Raw genomic sequence first — 21,537 nt, 5'->3', positions numbered from 1 at the left:
TGACGTGCTGCGTCAGTCGTGTGATTACGGGCACGAATCGAGCGTGATCCAGATCACGTGTGGCACGGCGGTTGCTTCTCCCCAAGTCACCAACTACTGAGGGATGCGCCATGGACACGAGCTTCGATTTCCAACCGGTTTATCCGCATCACGACCTGCTGGTCGAACTCGGCCGGGTCGAGATGGCCATCGACGGTTTGAGCGACCGCGAAGACAGCGAGCGCGATGCGCTGCAGCCGAGCCTGGAGTCGCGCATGCAGAGCCTGCTCGATGCGCTCGATCATCTGGCCGTCTGAATGAAGCATCCCGCCCGCGTGCGTGGTGGCACCGCCACGCATGCCAGGGCGACTGCGCGGGCCAGGCTTGCTGCCGCCGCGTTCGATCAGTGATTCAGCACACTGTCGATGATCTCGGCCAGGTTGCGGGAAAGCCCGCGATGACCGGCCAGTTCCACGATCGCCGCATGCGCGGCCTCGCGCCGTAGCGGCTCCAGCCGCTGCCAGCCATTGAATGCCGTGGCCAGCCGCGCTGCAACCTGCGGGTTCAGCCCATCCAGCGCCACCAGCCGTTCGGCCAGCAACCGGTAGCCGGCGCCGTCGGTACGGTGGAAGCCGCTCGGGTTGTTGCGCACGAACGCACCCAGCAGCGACTGCACCCGGTTCGGGTTCTTCAGCGTGAATGCGGCGTCGCGCTCCAGCTCGCGTACGCGAGCCAGTGCCGGTTTGCCCGGCAGCTGCGCCTGCACCGCAAACCACTTGTCCAGCGCCAGCGCATTGCCGGCGTGGCGTTCGCGATAATCGCGCAGTGCCGCGGCAGCCTGCGGGGCGTCGTGGCGCACCAGCACGGACAGCGCGGCGAGGCGGTCGGTCATTCCGGGTGCGTCGCGATACTGCGCGGCCGCCAGTTCGCAGGCGCCATCGTGGTCGAGCAGCGCCAGCAGCTCCAGCACGCGGCGCTTGAGCCGGCGACGCGCCTGGCTGAGTGCGTCGAGTTCGATCGTGGCGTGAGCAACCAGCGCCGCGTAACGCTGGCGCAGGGCGGTGGCGCCGAGCCGTTGCGCCAGCCGCTGCTGCAGGGTCTGGCGCAGGCGGTGGATGCGCTGCGGATCGATCGCGCTTTCGCGCTCGGCCAGTTCGACCTCGCCCGGTGGTGTCAGCAGGTCGGCCAGCAGGGCATCGTCGAGGGCCGCGCTGTCGAACAGTTTGGCCAGCGCATCGCACCAGGCCTGCAGGGCGGTACCGACGGTACCGTCGCGCAGGTCCTCGTAGGCGCGTGCGGCCAGCTGCTGGCCGGCTTCCCAGCGGTTGAAACCATCGGCGTCGTGGCCCAGCAGCAGGGCCAGCTCGTCCGGCGTGTAATCGCATTCCAGGATCACCGGCGCGGAGAACCCGCGCAGCAGCGACGGTACCGGCACTGTGGCGACGTTGGTGAAGACGAAGCTCTGCTCGGCGCGGTCGAGCACCACCACCTGTTCGGTGGCGGGTCTGGACGTCTGGCCGTCCATATGTAGCGGCAGCATGTCGCCGCGCTGGGTGAACAGTGCCAGCTTGACCGGGATCGGCAGCGGCGGCCGGGCCTCGGTCGCGGCGGCGCCGGCCATGTGCTGGGCCAGCGTCAGCGTATAGGTGTGGGCGGCCGCGTCGTAGCGGCCCTGCGCCTTCAGTCGCGGCGTGCCGGCCTGGGCGTACCAGGCGAGATAGGGCGAGAGGTCGGTGTCGTTCGCCTCGCCCAGCGCGGCGAGGAAATCCTCCAGCGTGGCGGCGCGACCGTCGTTGCGTGCGAAGTAGCGGTCCATGCCGCGGCGGAAGCCGTCGCGACCCAGCGCGCCGGCCAGCATGCGCACCAGCTCGGCACCCTTCTCGTACACCGTGGCGGTGTAGAAGTTGTTGATCTCGCTGTACTGCGCCGGGCGCACCGGATGCGCCAGCGGGCCGGCGTCCTCGGGGAACTGGGCGCGACGCAGCAGGGCGACGTCCTCGATGCGCTTCAGCGGTGCCGAGTTCATGTCGGCCGAGAAGCTCTGCTCGCGAAACACGGTCAGCCCTTCCTTCAGCGACAGCTGGAACCAGTCGCGGCAGGTGACGCGGTTGCCGCTCCAGTTGTGGAAGTACTCGTGCGCCACCACCGCCTCGACGTGGCGGTACTCCTCGTCGGTGGTCGAGTCCGGCGCGGCCAGCAGGCACTTCGCGTTGAAGATGTTGAGGCCCTTGTTCTCCATCGCGCCCATGTTGAAGTCATGGGTGGCGACCACGTGGAACACGTCCAGGTCGTAGTTGCGGCCGTAGGCCTGCTCGTCCCAACGCATCGCGCGTTCCAGCGCATCCATCGCGTAGTGGCAGCGGTCGATCGCGTCGGCTTCGGCCCAGATCTTCAGTTGCACGGCGCGGCCGTCGGCGGTGACGTAGTCGCGTTCGATTTTTTCCAGATGGCCGGCGACCAGGGCAAACAGGTAGCTCGGCTTCGGATGTGGGTCGACGAAGCGCGCCCAGTGCCGGCCGCCTTCCAGTTCGCCAGCGCCATCCGGGTCGCCGCCCGCCAGCAGCACCGGGAAGCGCGCGCGGTCGGCGCGCAGGGTAACCGTGTAGCGGGACAGCACGTCGGGCCGGTCGGGGAAGAAAGTGATGTGGCGGAAACCCTCGGCCTCGCACTGGGTCAGCAGGAAGCCGCTCTCGCGCGGGCCGGACAGGTACAGGCCTTCCAGCGCGGTGTTCGCCGCCGGGCGCAACCGCACGCGGGTCTCCAGCACGCTGCCGTCGTGGGCGCCGTCCACTTCGAGCACGTTGCCGGCGTAGCGATAGGCCGTGGCGGGCAGTTGTTCGCCGTCCAGCTTGATCGACAGCAGCTGCAGGTTCTCGCCGTCCAAGCGTAGCGACGCGTCCTGCGCGGGGTCGCGCCGCAGCAGCAGGCGCGCGGACAACTCGCTGGCGTCGATGCCGAGGTCGAAATCCAGCTCGACCGTCTCGACCCGCCAGGCGGGCGCACGGTAGTCGCTGAGGCGGATCGACGCTGAAGCTTGTTGCGGAAGTGCGTGCATGGGAGAACGGCAACGGGAATGGGGACTGCTCAGGTTAACATGGGGTGTTTCAACGGCAGGAGAACCCCGTGAATGCGACGCGATATGCCGCCGAGCGCAGCCGTCTCGGCGGTCAGGAAATCGTGGTGCTGGCCGATGCCGGTGGCGGTCGGCGTGTCCGCATCGCGCGGCATGGTGCGGCCCTGCTCGGCTTCGAGGTGGTCTTCGCCGGCGCCACGCGCGATCTCGCCGATGGCTACCGCGACGCGGCCGAAGTGGCCGCGCGTCCCGGTTCGCGCTTCGCGATCATGGTGCCGTTCGCCGGGCGGATCGCCGACGCGCGCTACCGCTTCGACGGCCAGCCGCAGGACTTGCAGCCCGGCGTCGTCGGCGCCGCGCGCGCCAGCCGGCACGGTTTCGTGCGCGACGTGGACTTCGACATCGCCGCCTTGAGCGCCGACGACAGCGGCGCGCAAGTCACCCTGACCACTTCCGCGATCCGTCCGCAGCCGGGCTATCCGCATGCGATCGACCTCGCCGTAACGTACACCCTGGATGCTGGCGGCTTCACCCTGGAAGCACGCATGCGCAACGTCGGCGACAATGCCGCGCCGTGTTTCCTCGGCTGGCATCCGTACTTCCGCGTGACCGATGGCGAGATCGACGACTGGCAGCTGCAGATTCCCGCGCAGACCCTGATCCGCACCGGCGCCGACCTGATCGCGCTGGCCGGCGCGGAAGCCTACGTGGCGCTGGACGATGCGCCGGCGCTGGATTTCCGCGAGCCGCGGCGGATCGGCGACAGCATCATCGACCAGGGCTACACCGACCTTGACGCCGACGCCGACGGCCGCATCCGCACCCGCCTGCGCGACCCGGCCAGCGGCTTCGCCATCGCGGTGTGGCAGGAGCACGGCGTGATGCACGCGTTCACCGCCGACACGGTGAGCCGCGATGCGCGCCGCGCGGTGGCGCTGGAGCCGATGGAGTGCATGGCCGACGCGTTCAACCGGCCCGAATGCGCCGCGGCGATTCGGCTCGAACCCGGCGCCGAGCGCCATTTCCGTTGTGGCGTGGAGATCGAACCGTGATGGATGCCTTGCCCAGCTTCGATGACATCCGCGACGCCGCCGCGCGCATTGCGCCGTACGCGAGCGTCACGCCGGTGCTGCGCAGTGCGGCGCTGGACGCCTTGAGCGGCGCCGAGCTGCACTTCAAGTGCGAGAACCTGCAGCGCGGCGGCGCGTTCAAGTTCCGCGGCGCCTGCAATGCGGTGTGGTCGCTCGGCGACGTACAGGCGGCGCGCGGCGTGGTCACCCATTCTTCCGGCAACCACGGCAACGCGCTGGCGCTGGCCGCCGCCACCCGCGGCATTGCTGCGCACGTGGTGGTGCCGGAAGGCGCGGTACGCGCCAAGCTCGAAGCGATCGAGCGCGCTGGCGCGGTGCTGCATCGCTGCGCGCCGACCCAGGCCGCGCGCGAGGCGATGTGCGCCGAGGTGCAGCACGTCACCGGCGCCGAGCTGGTGCACCCGTATGCGGACACCCGGGTGATGGCCGGCCAGGGCACGCTCGCGCTGGAGCTGCTGCGGCAGGTGCCGGAGCTGGATGCGCTGATCACCCCGGTCGGCGGCGGCGGCCTGGCCAGCGGCGTGGCGATCGCCGCGCATGGCATCGATCCAGCCTTGACCCTGTTCGGCGCCGAGCCGCTCGGTGCCGACGACGCGGCGCGCTCGCTGGCGCACGGCACGCGGGTCACCACGGTGGTGCCGGACACGATATGCGATGGCCTGCGCGCGCTGGTCGGCGAACGCAACCTCGATGCGCTGCGCATGCATCGCGTCGAAGTGATCACGGTCAGCGACGCGGAGACCATCGCGGCGATGCAGCTGTTGTGGTCGGAGCTGAAGCAGGTGGTGGAAGTGTCCAGCGCCACCGTGCTGGCGGCGATCCTCAAACAGCCTCAGCGCTTCGCCGGCCGGCGCGTCGGCGTGGTTTTGACCGGCGGCAACGTGGATCTGCAGACGTTGCCCTGGTAGGCGCGAGGGCGGATCAACCCGGCACGGATTCCACCGCCGCGCTGCCGCTGGCCGGCGCGTCCTCGTCGGCAGTGACGGCGGGCGCATGGCGCGCGAGGGCATGCAGGTCGAGCTGGCCGACCGGAATCGGCGTGTAGTCGACGCCGAAGGCCACTTCGCCGGGCCGCCAGCCGGCGGGTTGGCGCACGGCGACCCAGAAACGTTTCAGCGCGGCCCAATGCAGCCCGACCAGGCCGTAGTTGTTGTCGGCGTCGACAAGCGGGTCGCCCACGCCGGTCGGCCGCGGCGGCTCGCCGTACAGCGCCGTGCCGAATAGCACGTCCCAGACCGAGAGGACCTGGCCGTAGTTGCAGTTGTGCAGCGTCGGCCGCTCGGGATCGACCAGCATGTGGTGCAGGCGATGGAATTTCGGGGCGACGAACACGCGGTCGAACACGCGGCCGAAGCCCAGCCGCACGTTGGTGTGCGAGAAGTTCTGCACCAGTTCGCCGAGCAGCATCAGCCAGGCGAACTCGTCCGGGTCCACGCCGATCACCAGGCCCACCGTGGCCAGGATCATCGACTGGATGAAACCGTCCACCAGGCTGCCGCGGTCGTTGGTCCAGCAGCTCATCTGGCGCGTGCTGTGGTGCATGCTGTGCAGCGCCCACCACCATGGGATCGCGTGCTGGGTGCGGTGCATCCAGTAGTACACGAAGTCGTAGATCACGTAGTAGACGGCAAACAGCACGTAGGGATGCTGGTCGAACCACGGCACCCAGTGCGTCAGCGCCAGCGCCGAACCGGTGCCGGCGTCGACGGCATCGCCACCGCCGCCGAGCAGGTGGCTGAACGGCATCAGCACCAGGTAGGTGAACAGCGGGAAGATGCCCAGCAGCATCAGCAGCGTGTAGTTGCGGTCGACCCGGGTCAGCCGGCGGTCGCTCCAGCGCTCGGCCGGAAACCATGTCTCCAGCGGGCGGAAGACCAGGCCGATGATGCCCACCTGCAGCGCCGCGATCAGCAGCGCGGCGGCGATGTCGTCGGGGCTGCCGCTCAAGCCGTCCAGGTGCAGCGTATCCAGCAGCGGCACCACGGCATGTGCGCTCAGCCAGCTGACCCAGTGTGCCCACAGTTGGGGTAGATCGAACATCGACGTTTCTTCGGTTTCGGCAGCTGCGCATCATATCGCCGCGCGAAAGCCCGCACGCTGAATGGCGCTCAGCGGCGCCGCCGCGCGCCCACGCCGCTGACCGCGACCAGTCCCAGCAGCACGAACACGATGCCGAGCAGTTCCATCGCCGACGGCTGCTCGTGCAGGATCAGCCAGGCCAGCAGCACGCTGACGATCGGCACGCCCAGGCTGGACACGCTGGCTACCGTGGTCGGTAGCCGCTGCAGCACGATCGACCACAACCACCAGGCCAGGCTGGAGGCCAGCAGCACGCTGTAGGTCAGCCCGCCGATGAAGATCCAGTTCCATTCGATCGTGCGCTCCGGCACCGCCAGCGCGATCACGCCGAGCGCGCTGCCGCCCAGCAGCATCTGCCACGCCGTGAGGCTGAGCACCGACGGCGCGTGCCGCTGGAACAGCCGCTTGCTGAGCACCGTGCCGGCGGCCCAGGCGACACCGCCGGCGATCGCCAGCGTGGTGCTGAGCGTGCTGCCCATGCTGCGCCACGGCTCGATGATGCACAGCAATCCGAACGCAGCCAGCGCCAGCCCCAGCCAGTGCCGCGCGGTGGGCCGGTCGCCCAGCAGCAGCCAGGCCAGCAGCACCGCCCAGAACGGCATGGTGTAGGCCAGCAGCGCCACGTGGCCGGCGCCGCCATCGAGCAGCGCCCACTGCTCCAGCCCCTGGAACGCGGTGGTCTGGCACAGCCCGATCAGCAGCGTCGGCAGCAACGGCGGCGGGCGCAGCGATTGCCGCGACAGCAGCAGCGCGGCGAACAGCACGGCGGCGCCGAGCAGGTAGCGCAGCGCGGCGAAGTGGAACGGCCCGGCGTACGCCAGCACCTGTTTCATCACGACCCAGCTGTAGGCCCAGATCAGGATGGTGACGAGCAACGCGGACAGTGCGCCGCGTGATGGCGAGGGGGGCATGGGAAACCGGTACGGAGTGGGGCGACAAGTCTAGCGGCCTGGGTTACGTTGTGCGCCACCCATCGACCTTCCGCCAGCCATGACCGAGACCCCCGAACTTCAACGCTGCCACTGGGCCGCGGGCAGCGATGCGCTGATGCGCGACTACCACGACACCGAGTGGGGCGTGCCGCTGCATGACGACCGCGCGCTGTTCGAGTTCCTTTGCCTCGAAGGCGCCCAGGCCGGCTTGTCCTGGCGCACCGTGCTGGCCAGGCGCGACAACTACCGCAAGGCCTTCCACGATTTCGAGATCGCCCGCGTCGCCGCGATGAGCGACCGTGAACTGGAAGAGCGACTGCTCGATCCGCGCATCATCCGCAATCGCCTGAAGGTCTGGTCCACCCGCGACAACGCGATCGCCGCAACGAAAGTGATCGCGGAGTTTGGCAGTCTGGACAGCTATCTGTGGTCGTTCGTCGACGGCAGGACGCTGCGTAACCACTGGCGCAGCCAGGCCGAGGTGCCGGCCAGCACGGCACTGTCCGACCGCATGAGCAAGGCGCTGAAGAAACGCGGTTTTCGCTTCGTCGGCAGCACCATCTGCTACTCGCTGCTGCAGGCCACCGGCATGATTGATGACCATCTGGTCGGCTGTTTCCGGCACAACGGGTCACGTTAGGCCGCATCGCAAAAAGTTTCGATCGGCGCTGGATGCGGGCAATGTGATGGCAAAAATGCCTAGTCGTTCACACAATCGTGAGGAATGATGACGGCTGTTGTTCAGCGCGTGAAATGCATGCTGAACAAGAGCGCCGTCGCTGCTTGTGCGCCGTGCGCGCATGACGCCAAGATGCATGCAGAGACGTCGGCGGCATGCGAATCGGCCGTGCCATGAGGCGGATTCGGAACAGGGGCCTGCCTGCAGGGAAGCACACCGCGTCGTCTTGTCGGCATTCCGCCATCGTTGCATTCTCTGGAGCCATTCCATGACATTCCGTCCTCTCAAAAACACGCTGATCTGTGCTGCGGTGCTTGGTGCGTTGTCCCTCGCACCGGTGATGGCGCAAACCGCCGGCACCACGACGACCACGACCACCACCACCACGGCCACCCATGAATCGGTGACGTTGAGCAACCAGTTCGACACGTTCGCCGGTTCGACCACCAACGCGCAGGCGCTGGTGCAGGGGTTGCGCGACGGCACCGCGATCACGCTCACCGAGCCGGCGCCCACCACCGGCACCGGTACTACCACGGGTACCACGACCACGGTGTCGACCACCTTCACCCCCGCCACCGGCCCGATGGGCTACGGCAACGTGAAGATCGCGCTGTCACTGGCCGAAGCCAGCCTGGCCCAGGCCGGCATCACCGATCCGACCGCAGCCGAACTCGAGGCCGCGCTGAACGGTGGCACCCTGGTGCTGGCCGACGGCACCAGCATCGATCTCAACGGCGTGCTGGCCGCGCGCGCTGCCGGCGAAGGCTGGGGCCAGATCGCCAACAGCATGGGCTTCAAGCTGGGTGACGTGATGCGTTCGCCGAAGGCCGCCGGCAGCGCTTCGGCGAGCGCGCATGCGCACGCCGGCGTTTCGGTGACCAAGGTCGAGTTCGGCAAGGGCCACATGGCTGACCGCCCGAGCGCGACCGACCACGCGGGCAAGCCCGATTTTGCCGGCAAGCCGGACTTCGCGAACAAGCCCACGATCCCGGATCGCCCGCAGATTCCGGACCATCCCACCCATGCAGGTCGCCCGGGCGGCTGATTCCGGGCTTCTCCGGCATGTCGTAATCCATGCAGGCCCGGTGTGATGCCGGGCCTGCTGCCATATCTCTTTCAGCAAGGAAACTCTTCATGCGCAACCCACAACACTGGATGATCGTCGGCGGACTGCTGCTGATCGGTGCGCCAGCGGCCCATGCCGCCACGTCGGGCAGCGACCAGTTCAGCCTTGCCGCAGGCGCCGACTACAGCAGCGGCAAGTACGGCACCGACACCACAACCGACATCTGGTCGGTGCCGGTGACGGCGGCGTACCAGACCGACCGCTGGACCTTCAAGCTCACCGTGCCGTACATCAACATCAGCGGCGCGGGCAACGTGATCCCCGGCGTGGGCAAGGTGAACAACGGCAACCCGCTCGGGCGCGGCCTTGGCCACATCATCGGCGGTATCGGCGGCGGTAACACCACCACCACCTCCAGCGGTTCGGCCTCCGGCCTGGGCGACATCACGGCGTCAGCCGGCTACGAGCTGTTCACCAGCGCCGATCGCACCGCCGGCCTGGATCTCACCGGCAAGGTGAAATTTGGCACTGCCGACGAGAACAAGGGCCTGGGCACCGGCAAGAACGATTACGGCCTCTCGCTGGATACCTACAAGGTTGTCGGCGACTGGACCGCGTTCGGTGGCGTGGGCTGGATGAAATACGGTAGCTCGCAGTACATCAAGCTGAAGAACGGCTTCAACGCGAACATCGGTGCCGATTACAAGCTCGGCCCCAGCGACAACATCGGCGCGTACTACTACTACCGCGAGCGGATCGCCGATGGCGGTGCCCCGCAAAGCGAAGTCACCGGCTACTGGAACCACAAGTTCAACGACAGCCTGCGCGTGCAGGCCTACGCGCTTGCCGGCTTCGCCAATGGCAGTCCGGATTACGGCGTGGGCGCGTCGCTGAAGTACAGCTTCTGATCGGCCGGGCTTCGTGCGCCTTGCGCACGAAGCCCGCATGCGGGTGTGTCGTTTGCGCCGCGATGCGTGCATGGCGGTGAGGGGGCCGTGCCGCGGGATACGCGGCACGGCTGGCCGATCGGTGGACCCCAGGTGTGCGCAGCCCTGCGGGTGACAGCGGTGGGCTTTGCGCACGGCCACGGGCATCATTGGCCACCCGTTTCCTGCCGGCTTCATCCGTGTCCCCACGTTCCGAATACGCCCCGGTGCTGTTCGCCGTCGCCATGCTGCTGGTCAGCATGGTGTCGTACCAGTGCGGCGCCGCGCTGGCCAAGCAGCTGTTTCCGCTGATCGGCGCGCAGGGCGCCACGGCGTGCCGGCTGGGGCTGGGTGCGCTGATCCTGCTGCTGGTGCGGCGGCCCTGGCGTTCGCCGCGACGCGTGCGCGACGTGCGTGCGCTGTGGGGTTACGGCCTGTCGATCGGCGCGATGAACTTGGTGTTCTACATGTCGCTGCGCACGATTCCGCTGGGCATCGCGGTGGCGCTCGAGTTCACCGGGCCGCTCGCGCTGGCGTTGTTCGGCTCGCGCCGGTGGCTGGATTTCGCGTGGATCGCGCTGGTGCTGGCGGGGTTGGCCCTGCTGCTGCCGCTGCGCGCCCAGGCACAGGCGCTCGATCCAGTGGGCATGATGTATGCGCTGGCCGCGGGCGTGGGCTGGGCGCTGTACATCGTGCTGGGCCAGAAGGCGGGTGCGGCGCATGGCGCGGACACGGTGACCCTGGGTACCTGCATCGCGGCATTGCTGGCCATTCCGTTCGGGGTCGTGCACGCGGGCAGCGCGCTGTTCGCGCCGGCGCTGCTGCCGCTGGCGCTGGGCGTGGCGGTGCTCAGTTCGGCCTTGCCGTATTCGCTGGAGATGCTGGCGCTGACCCGCCTGCCCACGCGCACGTTCGGCACCTTGCTGAGCCTGGAACCGGCCATTGCGGCCGTCGCCGGCGTCGGCTTTCTGGGCGAGCAGCTGAGTGCGCTGCAGTGGCTGGCAATCGCGGCGATCATCGTGGCCGCAGCCGGCACGGCACTGAGCGTGCGCCAGCCGGTGGCCGAGCCGTCGCCCAACTGAGCACCCACGTTCGCTTCGTCGACGACCAGGCACGGCCTGGCGCAAGACGCTGGTGGCTTCGCCATGCATGCGACTTCAATGCGGCTTCGACCCCACCTGAGGACAAGGCGCATGAAGAAGATCGTGATGGCTTCCGGTTTGTGGATGGTGCTGGCGTGTGCAAGCCTGCCGGGCACGGCACGGGCCGCCGATGACGTCCAGGCAAAGGCGCAGATCGGGCAACTGGTCGAGCGCTTCCAGGCCGCCATCATCGCGCACGACAAGACGGCGCTCGAAGGGATGTTCGTGGCCGACGGCGGTTCCTGGTTCGAGGTGCTGGGCGAGGATGCCTACCGCAAGATCAAGGCGAAGAAGCCGGATCTGTCGCGCGTGCACGCCGACAACTATCGCCACTTCGCCGCCTTCATCGGCGACAGCAAGCAGCGTATCGAGGAGCAGTTCTCCAACGTGCGCATCCAGACCGACGGCGCGGTGGCGTCGGTGTACTTCGATTTCATCTTCCTGGTCGATGGTCGGCGCAACAACGTCGGCAGCGAAACCTGGCAGCTGGTGCACACGGGCGAGGGCTGGAAGATCAGTGCCATGGCCTATTCGAGTTACCCGGATCGCACGCGCTAGAGTGGCGAACAGGGCGCGGGCCGCGCGCCGTTTCAGGGAATCCACATGATGCGTGTCGCCACCGCCCGTGAGGGGGCGGCTTCCATCTGGCTGCTGTGGCTGGCCGGCGCACCGCTGGTGCTGTGCATGACGGTGATGGCCTTGCCGGAGATCGGCCACGGCCATGCGCTGGCGTTTCGCGGCGTGTATGCGCTTGCCTACCTGCTGTGGACGCTGCCGCTGGTCGTCGTGCAGCGTGCGCTGCAGCGTCGCGTGTCGTGGCCGGTGAGCGTGCTCGCGCTGCTGGCGCTGACCTACCTGATGTCGATCGCCAACAACGCGCTGGCCCTGCTGCTGGCGGTGCACTGGAAGGCGGTGCCGGTGTATGACTGGCATCGACTGTTCGGCGGGCTGGACGGCTGCTGGCTGGCGCTGATCGCGTTCTGCGCGATCCATGCCGTGGTCGATCGCTACCGCGCGCTGGAGGCCGAGCGCGAGCGGGTGCGCGAGGCGCTGGCGCTGGCCCGTGACGCCGAGTTGCGCGCGTTGCGCTACCAGCTGCACCCGCACTTCCTGTTCAACACGCTCAATGCCGTCTCCACCCTGGTCGCCGAGCAGCGCGGCGCCGATGCCAACCGCATGCTGGCGCGCCTGGCCGACCTGCTGCGCGCCACGCTGGAACGCAGCGAGGTGCACGAGGTGTCGCTGGCCGAGGAACTGGCGCTGACCGGTCACTACCTGGACATCGAGAAGATCCGGCTGGGCGACCGGCTGACCCTGGACCTGCGGGTCGGCGCCGACCTGTTGCACGCCGCGGTGCCCGCGCTGTTGCTGCAGCCGCTGGTGGAGAATGCGATTCGCCACGGTATCGCGCCGCGCGCCGAGGGCGGACGGCTGGCCTTGCACGTCGAACGCGTGGACGGGCGCCTGCAACTGCGCCTGCGCAACAACGGCGTGGCGTCGGTGGCCGGAGCCGATGCGGGGTCACGCTCCGCGATCGGCCTGAACAATGTGCGTGAACGGCTCGCGCATCTCTATGGCGCCGGGCATGACTTCGATTTTTCACTCGCGGCCAATGGCGACTGCACGGTCGAGATCAGCCTGCCGTTCCGCACGCTGGCGGCGGCTGTATGAAGCTGCGCGTGCTCATCGTCGACGACGAACCGCTGGCACGCGGCGGCGTGCGCGCCCGGCTGGCCGACCATGCCGACGTCACCGTGGTCGGCGAATGCAGCGATGGCCCCACGGCGCTCGCCGCGCTGCAGTCGCAATCGCCGGACCTGGTCTTCATCGACGTGGAGATGCCGGGCCTGAGCGGACTGGAGGTACTGGAAGCCGTGCCACCGCAGCAGCGTCCGCTGGTGGTGCTGTTGACCGCCTATGAGCAATTCGCGCTGCGCGCGTTCGAACTGCGTGCGCTGGATTACCTGCTGAAGCCGATCGACGACGATCGTTTCGCCGATGCGCTGGACCGCGCGCGGCAGGCACTGGCGCTGCGTCGTGGTGCCGGGGCTGCTGCGCAGGTGCCGCGTTACGCCACGCGTTTCCAGGTGCGGCTCGGCCATCGCGTGCAACTGGTGCATGCGGACGCGATCGACTGGATCGAGGCGCAGGGCGACTACGCCGGCCTGCACGTGGGTGGCCAACTGCACCTGTTGCGCGAGCCACTGCAGCGGCTGGGTCACCGGCTCGATCCGGCGCGGTTCGCCCGCATCCACCGTTCGAGCATCGTGCGGCTGGATCGGGTGGCGGAGCTGCAGGCGCTGTCCAACCGCGACCACCTGCTGCGTCTGCGCGACGGCACCGTGTTGCGCGCCAGCCGCACCTACGTCGATGCGTTGCGCGCGGCGTTGCTGGCCGGCGAGTCTGCCTAGCTGTGCAAACCTGGCCGTTGTCATGCGATTGCCCGCCGTTTGCCCCGGCCTTGCCCGCATCGACGCAGTTCGTTTTGCCAGACTCCAGGCCTCCCACGCTTTACCACCCCACCAGGAAGCACCATGCAGCGACTCCCCGGACTGGACCTGCTGCGCGCCTGGGCGATCGTCTGGGCGATGCTGTTCCATTCCTACATCGTGGGCGGCATCGGCGAGCAGGTCGCCTGGCTGGCGAACTATGGCTGGATGGGCGTGGACCTGTTCTTCGTGCTCAGCGGCTATCTGATCGGCTACCAGTTGCTTGCGCCGCTGGGTCGTGGTGAACCGCTGGCGTGGCGGGATTTCTACCGTCGCCGCGCGTTCCGCATCCTGCCGGCGTTCCTTGCGGTGCTGGCGGTGTACGTCGCCTGGCCGGCGGCGCGCGAGGCGCCGGGTCTGCAGCCGGCCTGGCAGTTCCTCAGCTTCACCCTCAACCTGCTGATCGACTACCAGCACAACCAGGCGTTCTCGCACGCGTGGTCGCTGTGCGTTGAGGAACATTTCTACCTGGTGTTCCCGTGGCTGGCCTGGTGGCTGATGCGCCGCCCTTCGCCGCGCCGCGCGCTGGCGGTGGGCCTGGGCGTGGTCAGTTTCGGGATGATCGTGCGCGGCTACGTGTGGCTGCACGACATGGCGCCGGTGCGCGAGATGGCCGGGCCGGCCTTCGGACTGCGCTTCGTCGAAGGCATCTATTACCCGACCTGGGCGCGGCTGGACGGTTTGCTCGCAGGCGTGGCGCTGGCGGCGCTGCGGGTCCGTCGACCGCAGGCATGGATGCGCTGGCAGACGCATCGCGGCCGCCTGCTCGTGGCGGCTACCGGGCTGTTCGCGCTGGCCTTGTGGCTGTTCCGCGATCGCCTGGGGTTCTGGCCGTCGGTGCTCGGTTATCCGCTGCTGTCGCTGGCGCTGGCCCTGGGGGTGATGGCCGCCATCGGCTTGCCCGCGCGCTGGCAGGTGCCGGGTGCGGGCTGGCTGGCGCGGATTTCCTACAGCCTCTATCTCAGCCACAAGCTGGCGCTGCATGCGGTGGCGACGTGGCTTGTGCAGCCCTGGCAGGTGCACGGGCTGGCAGCGTTCGCGCTGTACGCCCTGGGCGTGCTGGCCGTCGGCGCCACGCTGCACTACGCGGTGGAACAGCCGTTCCTGCGCTGGCGTGATCGCATCGATACCCGGCAGCTGGCGCAAGTGGCGCCTGCTGCCGTCGCTTCGTGAATCAACGCCGCCGCGAGCCGCGCAGGCTGTCGATCGAGAAGGTGGCCACCTCGCCGCCGGGCACGCGGCGCGGCTGGCCGACTGGCGGACCCCAGGCGTGCGCGCTGACCACTTCCCAGGTGGCCGGAATGCGCCCGTCCCGGCGCATGCTTTCGTACGCAGCCAGCATGCGCCGGTAGCGCGCCTTGCCGGTGAGGCCGCGGGCACGTGCGCGGTCGGCGTTGGTGGCGCCCAGGCCGCGCAGTTCTTCCAGCAGCTTGCGCGGTTCGCTGTAGGTGAGGGTGTAGCGGAACACGTCCAGCACCGGGTCGCGCAGGCCGGCGTTGAGCATGGCGTCGCCGACGTCGTGCATGTCGAGGAAGCGGCCCACGTGTGGCTCCTGGTCGGCTTCGGCCCAGGCCGCGCGCAGCTCCATCAGGGTATCCGGGCCGAAGCTGGAGAACGCCATGAAGCCGCCGGGCTTGAGCACGCGCATGCATTCGCCGAACAGCGCCGGCAGGTCGTCGACCCACTGGAAGCACAGGTTGGAATACAGCACGTCCACGCTGTGGTCGGCCAGCGGCAGGTGGGTGGCTTCGGCGCAGACGCGGCGGAACGGTTTCAGCCAGCTGTTGTGCTGCTTCGCCGCGCGCAGCATCGGCAACGCCAGGTCGACTGCGATCACCTCGGCCTTGGGGTATTTCTGCTTCAGCAGCGCGCTGCCGCGGCCGGTGCCGGCGCCGACGTCGACCACGCGCAGCGGCGTTTCCAGGTAGAAACCCAGCCGTTCGAGCAGGGCATCGCCCACTTCGCGCTGCAGCGCATCGTGCTGTTCGTAGCTGCCGGCGGCGTGGCCGAAGTTGCGGCGCACGCGCTGTTGGTCGAGTTGAAAGTCGCTCATCGAACCTGCTCAAGGGAAGAAGGAAACAGCAACGGCCGCAGCGCCTGCGCCACCGCGTCGGCATGGCCGAAGAACGGCGCGTGGCCGGCCTGCTGGATTTCGGTGTATTGGCCGCCGCACTGGCTGGCCGACCAGGCCATCGCCTGCGGCGGTACCAGCCGGTCGCGGCGGCCGCTGATCCAGGCGCTGCGCACGGCGAGGTCGGGCAGGGCGGCGCGACGGTCGCTGCTTTCCAGGATGCGGATGCCTTCCTGCAGCACGCGCAAGTCGGGTTCGCCGCGGGCGAACACCAGCTCGCGCAGGTGGCGCAGTTCGCCGCGCGGGTCGGCGCTGCCCATCGCCTCCAGCGCCAGGAAGCGCTCGATGGTGGCGTGGTAGTCGGTTTCCAGGTCGCTGGCCAGCTGGTGCACCAGCTTGTCGTCGCTGCCGTGCGGCCAGCCGGCGTCGCGCACGAATTTCGGCGTGGCGCACAGCATCGCCAGCCCGCGCACCTGCCGCGGCAGCTCCAGCGCGGCGGTCAGCGCGATGGTGCCGCCCAGCGACCAGCCCAGCCAGAACGCCGGCGGGGTGATGGTAGCGATCGCCTCGGCGCAGGCGCGTGGTTCCAGCGGCAACCCGCAGTCACGCGAGCGGCCGTGGCCGGGCAGGTCGACCACGTACATGGTGCATTGGTCTTCCAGCACCTCGACCAGCGGCGCCAGCACGCCGCCGTGCATCGCCCAACCGTGCAGCAGCACCAGCGGGACGGGGCCGTGGCCGCGCCGGTCGACGTACAGGCTCATGCGTCGGTGCCTGGCGCGGGCAGCAGCTGTTTGTCCACGGCGCCGCGCCCGTCGAACACGAAGCAGTTGCCCTGCCAGTGCGTGCCATTGGTTTGTTCGAGGTATTTCAGGATGCCGCCGTCGAGCTGATAGACATGCTCCATGCCGAGCCCATGCATGTGCAGCGCGGCCTTCTCGCAACGGATGCCGCCGGTGCAGTACGAGACCACTGTCTTGCCTTCGTAGCGTTCGCGGTCGGCGGCGATCGCGGCGGGGAAGCCGGTGAAGCTGGCGAGGCGGTAGTCGACCGCCTGCGTGAACTTGCCGGCATCGGTCTCGTAGTCGTTGCGGGTGTCCAGCAGCACCACCTCGCGGCCCTCGTCGTCGTGGCCCTGGTCCAGCCAGCGTTGCAGCGTGGGCGCGTCCACCGCTGGCGCACGACCGCCTTCGGGGCGGATCGCGGGCAGGCGCATGGTGATGATCTCGCGCTTGATGCGCACGCGCAGACGTCCGAACGGCACGTCGTCGGATAGCGATTCCTTCGGTACGATGTCGACGAAACGCGGGTCGTCGTGCAAGGTGGCCATGAAGCCGTCGATCTGTGCGCGGCTGCCGGCGAGGAACAGGTTGATGCCTTCCGGCGCCAGCAGGATCGTGCCCTTCAGCGCCAGCGCCTCGCAGCGCGCGAGCAGCCGCTCGCGCAGCGCGGGCAGGTCGTCCAGGCTGATGAACTTGTAGGCGGAGATGTTGACGATCGACATGCGGGGGAATCGGCGGAGCAGGCGGCGATTATACGTGGTCGCCACCGGGCGCCCGGAGCGTGGCCGGCAGATGCAGCGTTTCCAGCGCACCCAGCAGCCGGTCGACGTGGGCTTCCTCGTGCGCCGCCGACAGCGTGATGCGCAGCCGCGCGTGGCCCGCGGGCACGGTCGGCGGGCGGATCGCGGTGACCAGCAGGCCTTGCCGTTCCAGCGCCTGTGCCGCCGCCAGTGCAGTCTCGGCGCCGCCCAGCAGCAGCGGCTGGATCGCGCTGGGCGAGGCCGCCAGCGGCAGGCCGAGTTCGGCCGCGCCGCGGCGGAAACGGGCGATCAGGGTGGCGAGTTTTTCGCGGCGCCATCCCTCGGACTGCGCCAGCCGCACCGCCTCCAGCGCGGCGGCAGCCAGCGCCGGCGGCATCGCGGTTGTATAGATGTACGGACGCGCGAACTGGATCAGTCCCTCGATCAGCGCGGCCGGCCCGGCCACGAACGCGCCGCTGCAGCCGAGCGCCTTGCCCAGCGTGGCCATCAACAGCGGCACTTCATGCTGGCCCAGCTTCGCCGCGTCGAGGCTGCCGGCGCCATGCGCGCCGAGCACGCCGAGGCCATGCGCATCGTCGACCATCAGGGTGGCGCGCTCGCGTGCGCACAGCTGCGCCAGCTCGCGCAGCGGCGCGCCGTCGCCATCCATGCTGAACACGCCGTCGGTGGCCAGCAGCGCCGCCGCGTCAGGATTCGCCGCCAGCTGGCGCGCGGCGGCGTCCACGTCGGCGTGCGGATAGCGCTTCAACTCGGCGCCGCTGAGCCTGGCGCCATCGAGCAGGCAGGCGTGGTTGAGCTTGTCCTGCACGCAGACATCGCCGCGCGCGAGCAGCGCCTGCAGCAGGCCGAGGTTGGCCATGTAGCCGGTGGAGAACAGCAGCGCGCGCTCGCGCCCGGTCCAGACGGCCAAGGCTTCTTCCAGCTCGGCGTGTTCACGGCGGTGGCCGCAGATCAGGTGCGCCGAAGTGCTGCCGACGCCTTCCTCGCGCGCCGCGCGGGTGAGCGCGGCGATCAGTTGCGGGTGCTGCGCCAGGCCGAGGTAGTCGTTGCTGCAGAATGACAGCAGGCGCTGGCTGCCGCTTTCCAGCCATGGACCGTCGGCGTGGTCGATCGTGCGCAGTCGGCGGCGCAGGTTGGCGCGTTCACGTTCGGCCGTCTGGACGGCCAGCCGTTGCAGGAGGTCGGGGCGGGGCATGGGTCAGTGTTCGGCGCGGGGTGAAGAGCACCCCTTCCCAACCTCCCCCTGCGATGCAGGGGAAGGAGCCAAGCCGGCGTCGCGCGCTCTGCTCCCTCCCCTGCTCACCCCAACGGGGTGAGCAGGGGAGGGGTGGGGTGGGGTGCTCTTACGCCGCGGCACTGCAACCGCAGCCATGGCCGCAACCGGCGGTTTCATTGTTGCCAATGTCCGCATGCACCGTCCCCGCACTCTCGACCACCTCCATCGGATGCAGGTCGAGCCGACGGAACAGCGCGCGATCGGCTTCCACATCCGGGTTGCCGGTGGTCAGCAGCTTTTCGCCGTAGAAGATCGAGCCGGCGCCAGCGAAGAAGCACAGCGCCTGCACCGCGTCGTCCATCTGCTGGCGGCCGGCGGACAGGCGCACGATCGACAGCGGCATCAGGATCCGCGCCACCGCGATGGCGCGCACGAACTCGAAGGGGTCGAGCGGCTCGGTATCGCCCAGCGGCGTGCCGGGCACCGGCACCAGCTGGTTGATCGGCACCGACTGCGGATGTTCGGGCAGGTTGGCCAGCGCCTGCAGCAGGCCGGCGCGCTGCTCGCGCGTCTCGCCCATGCCGACGATGCCGCCGCAGCAGGTCTTCAGGCCGGCGTCGCGCACCTGTGCCAGCGTGACCAGTCGGTCCTGGTACTCGCGGGTGTGGATGATCTCGCCGTAGAACTCCGGCGCGGTGTCGATGTTGTGGTTGTAGTAGTCGAGGCCGGCGTCCTTCAGCGCCTGTGCGTGGCCGTCGCCGAGCAGGCCCAGGGTGGCGCAGGTTTCCAGGCCCAGGTCCTTCACCGCGCGCACGATCGCGGCGACCTTGGGGATGTCGCGGTCCTTCGGCCCGCGCCAGGCTGCGCCCATGCAGAAGCGGCTGGCGCCGGCGGCCTTGGCCGCGCGGGCGCGTTCCAGCACGTCGTCGGTGTCCATCAGTTTCTGCGCGGCAACGCCGGTGTCGTAGCGCGCCGCCTGCGGGCAGTAGGCGCAGTCCTCGGGGCAGCCGCCGGTCTTGATCGACAGCAGGGTCGACACCTGCACCGCGTTCGGATCGTGGTGTTCGCGATGCACGCTGTGCGCGCGGTGCAGCAGCTCGTTGAACGGCAGCGCGAACAGCGCGGCCACTTCGGCGCGGCCCCAGTCGTGGCGGATGGCAGTGTCGGGCATGCAACGGTACTCCCAGCAGGAAGCGGGAAAGTGTGGAAGTCGCCCGGGAGTGTGTCAACTCGATACCTTGGCGAATAGTTGACGGGACACGGCGCCCGGCTGTCGTTACCATCGCCTGCTCGGGGAAACCACCTGATCGGGGAATGTGGGGATGAGCGAAGGACAAGGCAGTACCGGCAATGTGATCGCGGCGATCTGCAGTTTCTTCATCCCGGGGCTGGGCCAGCTGGTGCAGGGGCGGTTGCTGATCGCGATCGTCATGTTCGTGCTGGCCGCGGTGCTGTGGATCGTGTGGCTGGGCTGGATCGTCCACCTGTGGTCGATCCTCGACGCGGCCCTGTTCAAGCCGCAGCGCTGATGAATGCGCTGATGACGCCCTGGCGGCGGCTGCAGCGTTTCGTGCTGCCGCTGCGCTGCCTGCTGTGCGGTGCAGCCGGCGCCGACGGCATCGACCTGTGCGCCGCCTGCGCCGAGGAGTTGCCACGCAACCGCAGTTGCTGCGCGCGCTGCGCCTTGCCGTTGGCCACGCCGGCCGCATTGTGCGGCGAGTGCCAGCGTCGCCTGCCGCCGTGGGATGCGGCGTGGGCACCGTTCCGCTACGGCTGGCCGCTGGACCGGCTGGAGTCGCGCTACAAGTTCGGCGCCGACCTCGCTGCCGGCCGCGTGCTGTCGATGCTGTGGCAGCGCGAGCCATGTCCGATCCGGCTGCCGCAACTGCTGCTGGCCGTGCCGCTGCACCACAGCCGGCTGCGCCGGCGCGGCTACAACCAGGCGCTGGAACTGGCCCGCTCGCTGGCGCGCGCGTCCGGCGTGCCGCAGCATCACGACGCGCTGCTGCGCCGGCGCTCCACCGCGGCGCAGACCGAACTCGACGCGCTCGCCCGCCGCCGCAACGTGCATGGCGCGTTTGCCGTGCGCGAAGGCGTGGCGCTGCCCGCGCATGTGGCGATCCTCGACGACGTGATGACCACCGGCGCCACCCTGGCCGAATGCGCCCGCGTGCTGCGCCGCGCCGGCGTGCAGCGGGTGGACGTGTGGGCGCTGGCGCGGGCGCCGTCTCCCTCTACGCGTTTGTAGGGGCGCACCCTTGTGGACAATGTGCGTTCCTACCGCACCGCCAGCGCCAGCACGATGCCGATCCACAGCGCCAGCCCCAGCCAGTTGTTGTGGCGGAATGCGGCCAGGCAGGCGTCGCGGGCGCGCTCGCGGATCAGCCACAGCTGGTAGCCGAACAGGCCGGCGGCGGCCAGCAGGGCCAGCCAGTACGGCCAGCCGAGTGCCGCACGCTGGCCGACGAACAGCATCGCCAGCAGCAAGGTGCCCATCAGCATGCCGAGGATCGGCAGGTCGGCGTCGCCGAACAGGATCGCGGTGGATTTCGCGCCGGCCTTGAGGTCGTCATCGCGGTCGACCATCGCGTATTCGGTGTCGTAGATCACCGACCACAGGATGTTGCCGAGGAACAACAGCCAGCCGACCGGCGGCACGCTGCCGGAAACCGCGGCGAACGCCATCGGGATCGACCAGCCGAACGCGGCGCCCAGCACCACCTGCGGCAGGTAGGTCCAGCGCTTGGTGAACGGGTAGATCGCCGCCAGCGCGGCACCGGCGAACGCCAGCTGGATGGTCAGCCGGTTGGTGAGCAGCACCAGCACGAAGGCGAACGCCAGCAGCGCGGCGAACACCGCCAGCGCCTCGCGCGGCGTCACCCGTCCCGACGCGATCGGCCGCCCGGCGGTGCGTTCCACCTGCGGGTCGAGCTTGCGGTCGGCGAAATCGTTGATCGCGCAGCCGGCCGCGCGCATCACGAACACGCCGAGGGTGAAGATGAGCAGCAGCTTCCACGGCGGGAAATCACCAGCCGCCAGCCACAGCGCCCACCAGGTCGGCCACAGCAGCAGCAGCGCGCCGATCGGGCGGTCCATCCGGGTCAGCACCAGGTAGTCGCGGGCTTTCTCGCGCTGGCGCGTCGGCAGTTTTTGCAGCAGCCAGTCCAGCACCCGCGTGGCACGGGTCGAGCTGTCCGCCGGGCGCACCGGCCTGGCAGTGGTTTTCGCCGGGCCGGGCCGTGGCCGGG

At 69.1% G+C, this 21,537-nt stretch carries 22 protein-coding genes; 13 read left to right on the top strand and 9 right to left on the bottom strand.

What is annotated here, in order from left to right:
- Positions 1-110 precede the first annotated feature (110 nt).
- Positions 111-296, top strand: coding sequence for a hypothetical protein (locus tag IMW82_RS15290; protein WP_108472124.1), 186 nt, complete (start codon positions 111-113; stop codon positions 294-296).
- An 86-nt stretch (positions 297-382) separates the two neighbouring features.
- On the opposite strand, the gene pepN is transcribed toward IMW82_RS15290, so the two are convergent.
- Positions 383-3,034, bottom strand: a complete 2,652-nt coding sequence (gene pepN, locus IMW82_RS15285) for an aminopeptidase N (protein ID WP_211005182.1) — start codon at positions 3,032-3,034, stop codon at positions 383-385.
- Between the two features lie 68 nt (positions 3,035-3,102).
- Between pepN and IMW82_RS15280 the strand changes: the two genes are divergently transcribed.
- Positions 3,103-4,104 carry an aldose epimerase gene (locus IMW82_RS15280; RefSeq protein WP_211005181.1) on the top strand — a complete coding sequence of 334 codons (1,002 nt, stop codon included), beginning with the start codon at positions 3,103-3,105 and terminating at the stop codon, positions 4,102-4,104.
- The gene (locus IMW82_RS15275) at positions 4,104-5,051 is read left to right on the top strand and encodes a pyridoxal-phosphate dependent enzyme (RefSeq protein ID WP_211005180.1); all 948 of its coding nucleotides are present in this window, start codon (positions 4,104-4,106) and stop codon (positions 5,049-5,051) included. The genes IMW82_RS15280 and IMW82_RS15275 overlap by 1 nt, the downstream gene beginning before the upstream one ends.
- Before the next feature lie 13 nt (positions 5,052-5,064).
- Here the strand turns inward: IMW82_RS15275 and IMW82_RS15270 are convergent, their stop codons facing one another.
- Together IMW82_RS15270 and IMW82_RS15265 are read right to left on the bottom strand one after the other, a co-directional pair.
- Entirely contained in the window at positions 5,065-6,183 is a 1,119-nt protein-coding gene (locus IMW82_RS15270) for a sterol desaturase family protein (protein ID WP_211005179.1), read from the bottom strand.
- 68 nt (positions 6,184-6,251) lie between these two features.
- Positions 6,252-7,133, bottom strand: a complete 882-nt coding sequence (locus IMW82_RS15265) for a DMT family transporter (protein WP_211005178.1) — start codon at positions 7,131-7,133, stop codon at positions 6,252-6,254.
- Between the two features lie 79 nt (positions 7,134-7,212).
- Here IMW82_RS15265 and IMW82_RS15260 point away from each other — a divergent pair, with 79 nt between their 5' ends.
- The 8 genes from IMW82_RS15260 (at position 7,213) to IMW82_RS15225 (ending at position 14,632) form a co-directional block, all read left to right on the top strand.
- Positions 7,213-7,794, top strand: coding sequence for a DNA-3-methyladenine glycosylase I (locus IMW82_RS15260; protein WP_211005177.1), 582 nt, complete (start codon positions 7,213-7,215; stop codon positions 7,792-7,794).
- Positions 7,795-8,101: 307 nt separating this feature from the next.
- Positions 8,102-8,881, top strand: a complete 780-nt coding sequence (locus tag IMW82_RS15255; protein WP_211005176.1) for a hypothetical protein — start codon at positions 8,102-8,104, stop codon at positions 8,879-8,881.
- Positions 8,882-8,970: 89 nt separating this feature from the next.
- A complete protein-coding gene (locus IMW82_RS15250) occupies positions 8,971-9,810 on the top strand; it encodes a transporter (RefSeq protein WP_211005175.1) in 840 nt (279 codons plus the stop codon).
- Between the two features lie 218 nt (positions 9,811-10,028).
- Positions 10,029-10,910 carry a threonine/homoserine exporter RhtA gene (gene rhtA / locus IMW82_RS15245; RefSeq protein WP_211005174.1) on the top strand — a complete coding sequence of 294 codons (882 nt, stop codon included), beginning with the start codon at positions 10,029-10,031 and terminating at the stop codon, positions 10,908-10,910.
- A gap of 111 nt (positions 10,911-11,021) precedes the next feature.
- The gene (locus tag IMW82_RS15240; protein WP_211005173.1) at positions 11,022-11,528 is read left to right on the top strand and encodes a nuclear transport factor 2 family protein; all 507 of its coding nucleotides are present in this window, start codon (positions 11,022-11,024) and stop codon (positions 11,526-11,528) included.
- Between the two features lie 45 nt (positions 11,529-11,573).
- Positions 11,574-12,641: a histidine kinase gene (locus IMW82_RS15235; protein ID WP_211005172.1), complete on the top strand. Its 1,068-nt coding sequence runs from the start codon at positions 11,574-11,576 to the stop codon at positions 12,639-12,641.
- Positions 12,638-13,381, top strand: coding sequence for a LytTR family DNA-binding domain-containing protein (locus IMW82_RS15230; protein ID WP_211005171.1), 744 nt, complete (start codon positions 12,638-12,640; stop codon positions 13,379-13,381). The genes IMW82_RS15235 and IMW82_RS15230 overlap by 4 nt, the downstream gene beginning before the upstream one ends.
- Positions 13,382-13,504: 123 nt before the next feature.
- Complete coding sequence (locus tag IMW82_RS15225; RefSeq protein WP_211005170.1) at positions 13,505-14,632, top strand: acyltransferase; 1,128 nt, start codon at positions 13,505-13,507, stop codon at positions 14,630-14,632.
- Between the two features lies 1 nt (position 14,633).
- On the opposite strand, the gene bioC is transcribed toward IMW82_RS15225, so the two are convergent.
- The 5 genes from bioC to bioB all read right to left on the bottom strand — a co-directional run bounded on the left by bioC (position 14,634) and on the right by bioB (position 19,460).
- The gene (bioC, locus tag IMW82_RS15220) at positions 14,634-15,512 is read right to left on the bottom strand and encodes a malonyl-ACP O-methyltransferase BioC (protein WP_211005169.1); all 879 of its coding nucleotides are present in this window, start codon (positions 15,510-15,512) and stop codon (positions 14,634-14,636) included.
- Positions 15,509-16,294, bottom strand: coding sequence for a pimeloyl-ACP methyl ester esterase BioH (gene bioH / locus IMW82_RS15215; RefSeq protein WP_108472111.1), 786 nt, complete (start codon positions 16,292-16,294; stop codon positions 15,509-15,511). The genes bioC and bioH overlap by 4 nt, the downstream gene beginning before the upstream one ends.
- The gene (locus IMW82_RS15210) at positions 16,291-17,034 is read right to left on the bottom strand and encodes a sulfurtransferase (RefSeq protein WP_211005168.1); all 744 of its coding nucleotides are present in this window, start codon (positions 17,032-17,034) and stop codon (positions 16,291-16,293) included. Before IMW82_RS15210 ends, bioH begins: the two co-directional genes overlap by 4 nt.
- A gap of 28 nt (positions 17,035-17,062) precedes the next feature.
- Entirely contained in the window at positions 17,063-18,268 is a 1,206-nt protein-coding gene (gene bioF, locus IMW82_RS15205; RefSeq protein WP_211005167.1) for an 8-amino-7-oxononanoate synthase, read from the bottom strand.
- A gap of 148 nt (positions 18,269-18,416) precedes the next feature.
- Positions 18,417-19,460: a biotin synthase BioB gene (bioB, locus tag IMW82_RS15200; protein ID WP_211005166.1), complete on the bottom strand. Its 1,044-nt coding sequence runs from the start codon at positions 19,458-19,460 to the stop codon at positions 18,417-18,419.
- Positions 19,461-19,611: 151 nt separating this feature from the next.
- Here bioB and IMW82_RS15195 point away from each other — a divergent pair, with 151 nt between their 5' ends.
- Positions 19,612-19,818 (top strand): hypothetical protein, encoded by a 207-nt coding sequence (locus tag IMW82_RS15195; protein WP_108472107.1) that lies wholly within the window; start codon positions 19,612-19,614, stop codon positions 19,816-19,818.
- A complete protein-coding gene (locus tag IMW82_RS15190; protein WP_211005165.1) occupies positions 19,818-20,537 on the top strand; it encodes a ComF family protein in 720 nt (239 codons plus the stop codon). The genes IMW82_RS15195 and IMW82_RS15190 overlap by 1 nt, the downstream gene beginning before the upstream one ends.
- A 29-nt stretch (positions 20,538-20,566) precedes the next feature.
- On the opposite strand, the gene ubiA is transcribed toward IMW82_RS15190, so the two are convergent.
- Positions 20,567-21,496: a 4-hydroxybenzoate octaprenyltransferase gene (ubiA, locus tag IMW82_RS15185; protein ID WP_211005236.1), complete on the bottom strand. Its 930-nt coding sequence runs from the start codon at positions 21,494-21,496 to the stop codon at positions 20,567-20,569.
- Positions 21,497-21,537: the final 41 nt, after the last annotated feature.

This window comes from Rhodanobacter sp. B2A1Ga4, assembly GCF_018101315.1.
Classification (GTDB): Bacteria; Pseudomonadota; Gammaproteobacteria; order Xanthomonadales; family Rhodanobacteraceae; genus Rhodanobacter; species Rhodanobacter thiooxydans_A.
Note: the sequence above shows the minus strand (reverse complement) of the source record. Positions and strands in the feature narration are given on the sequence as shown.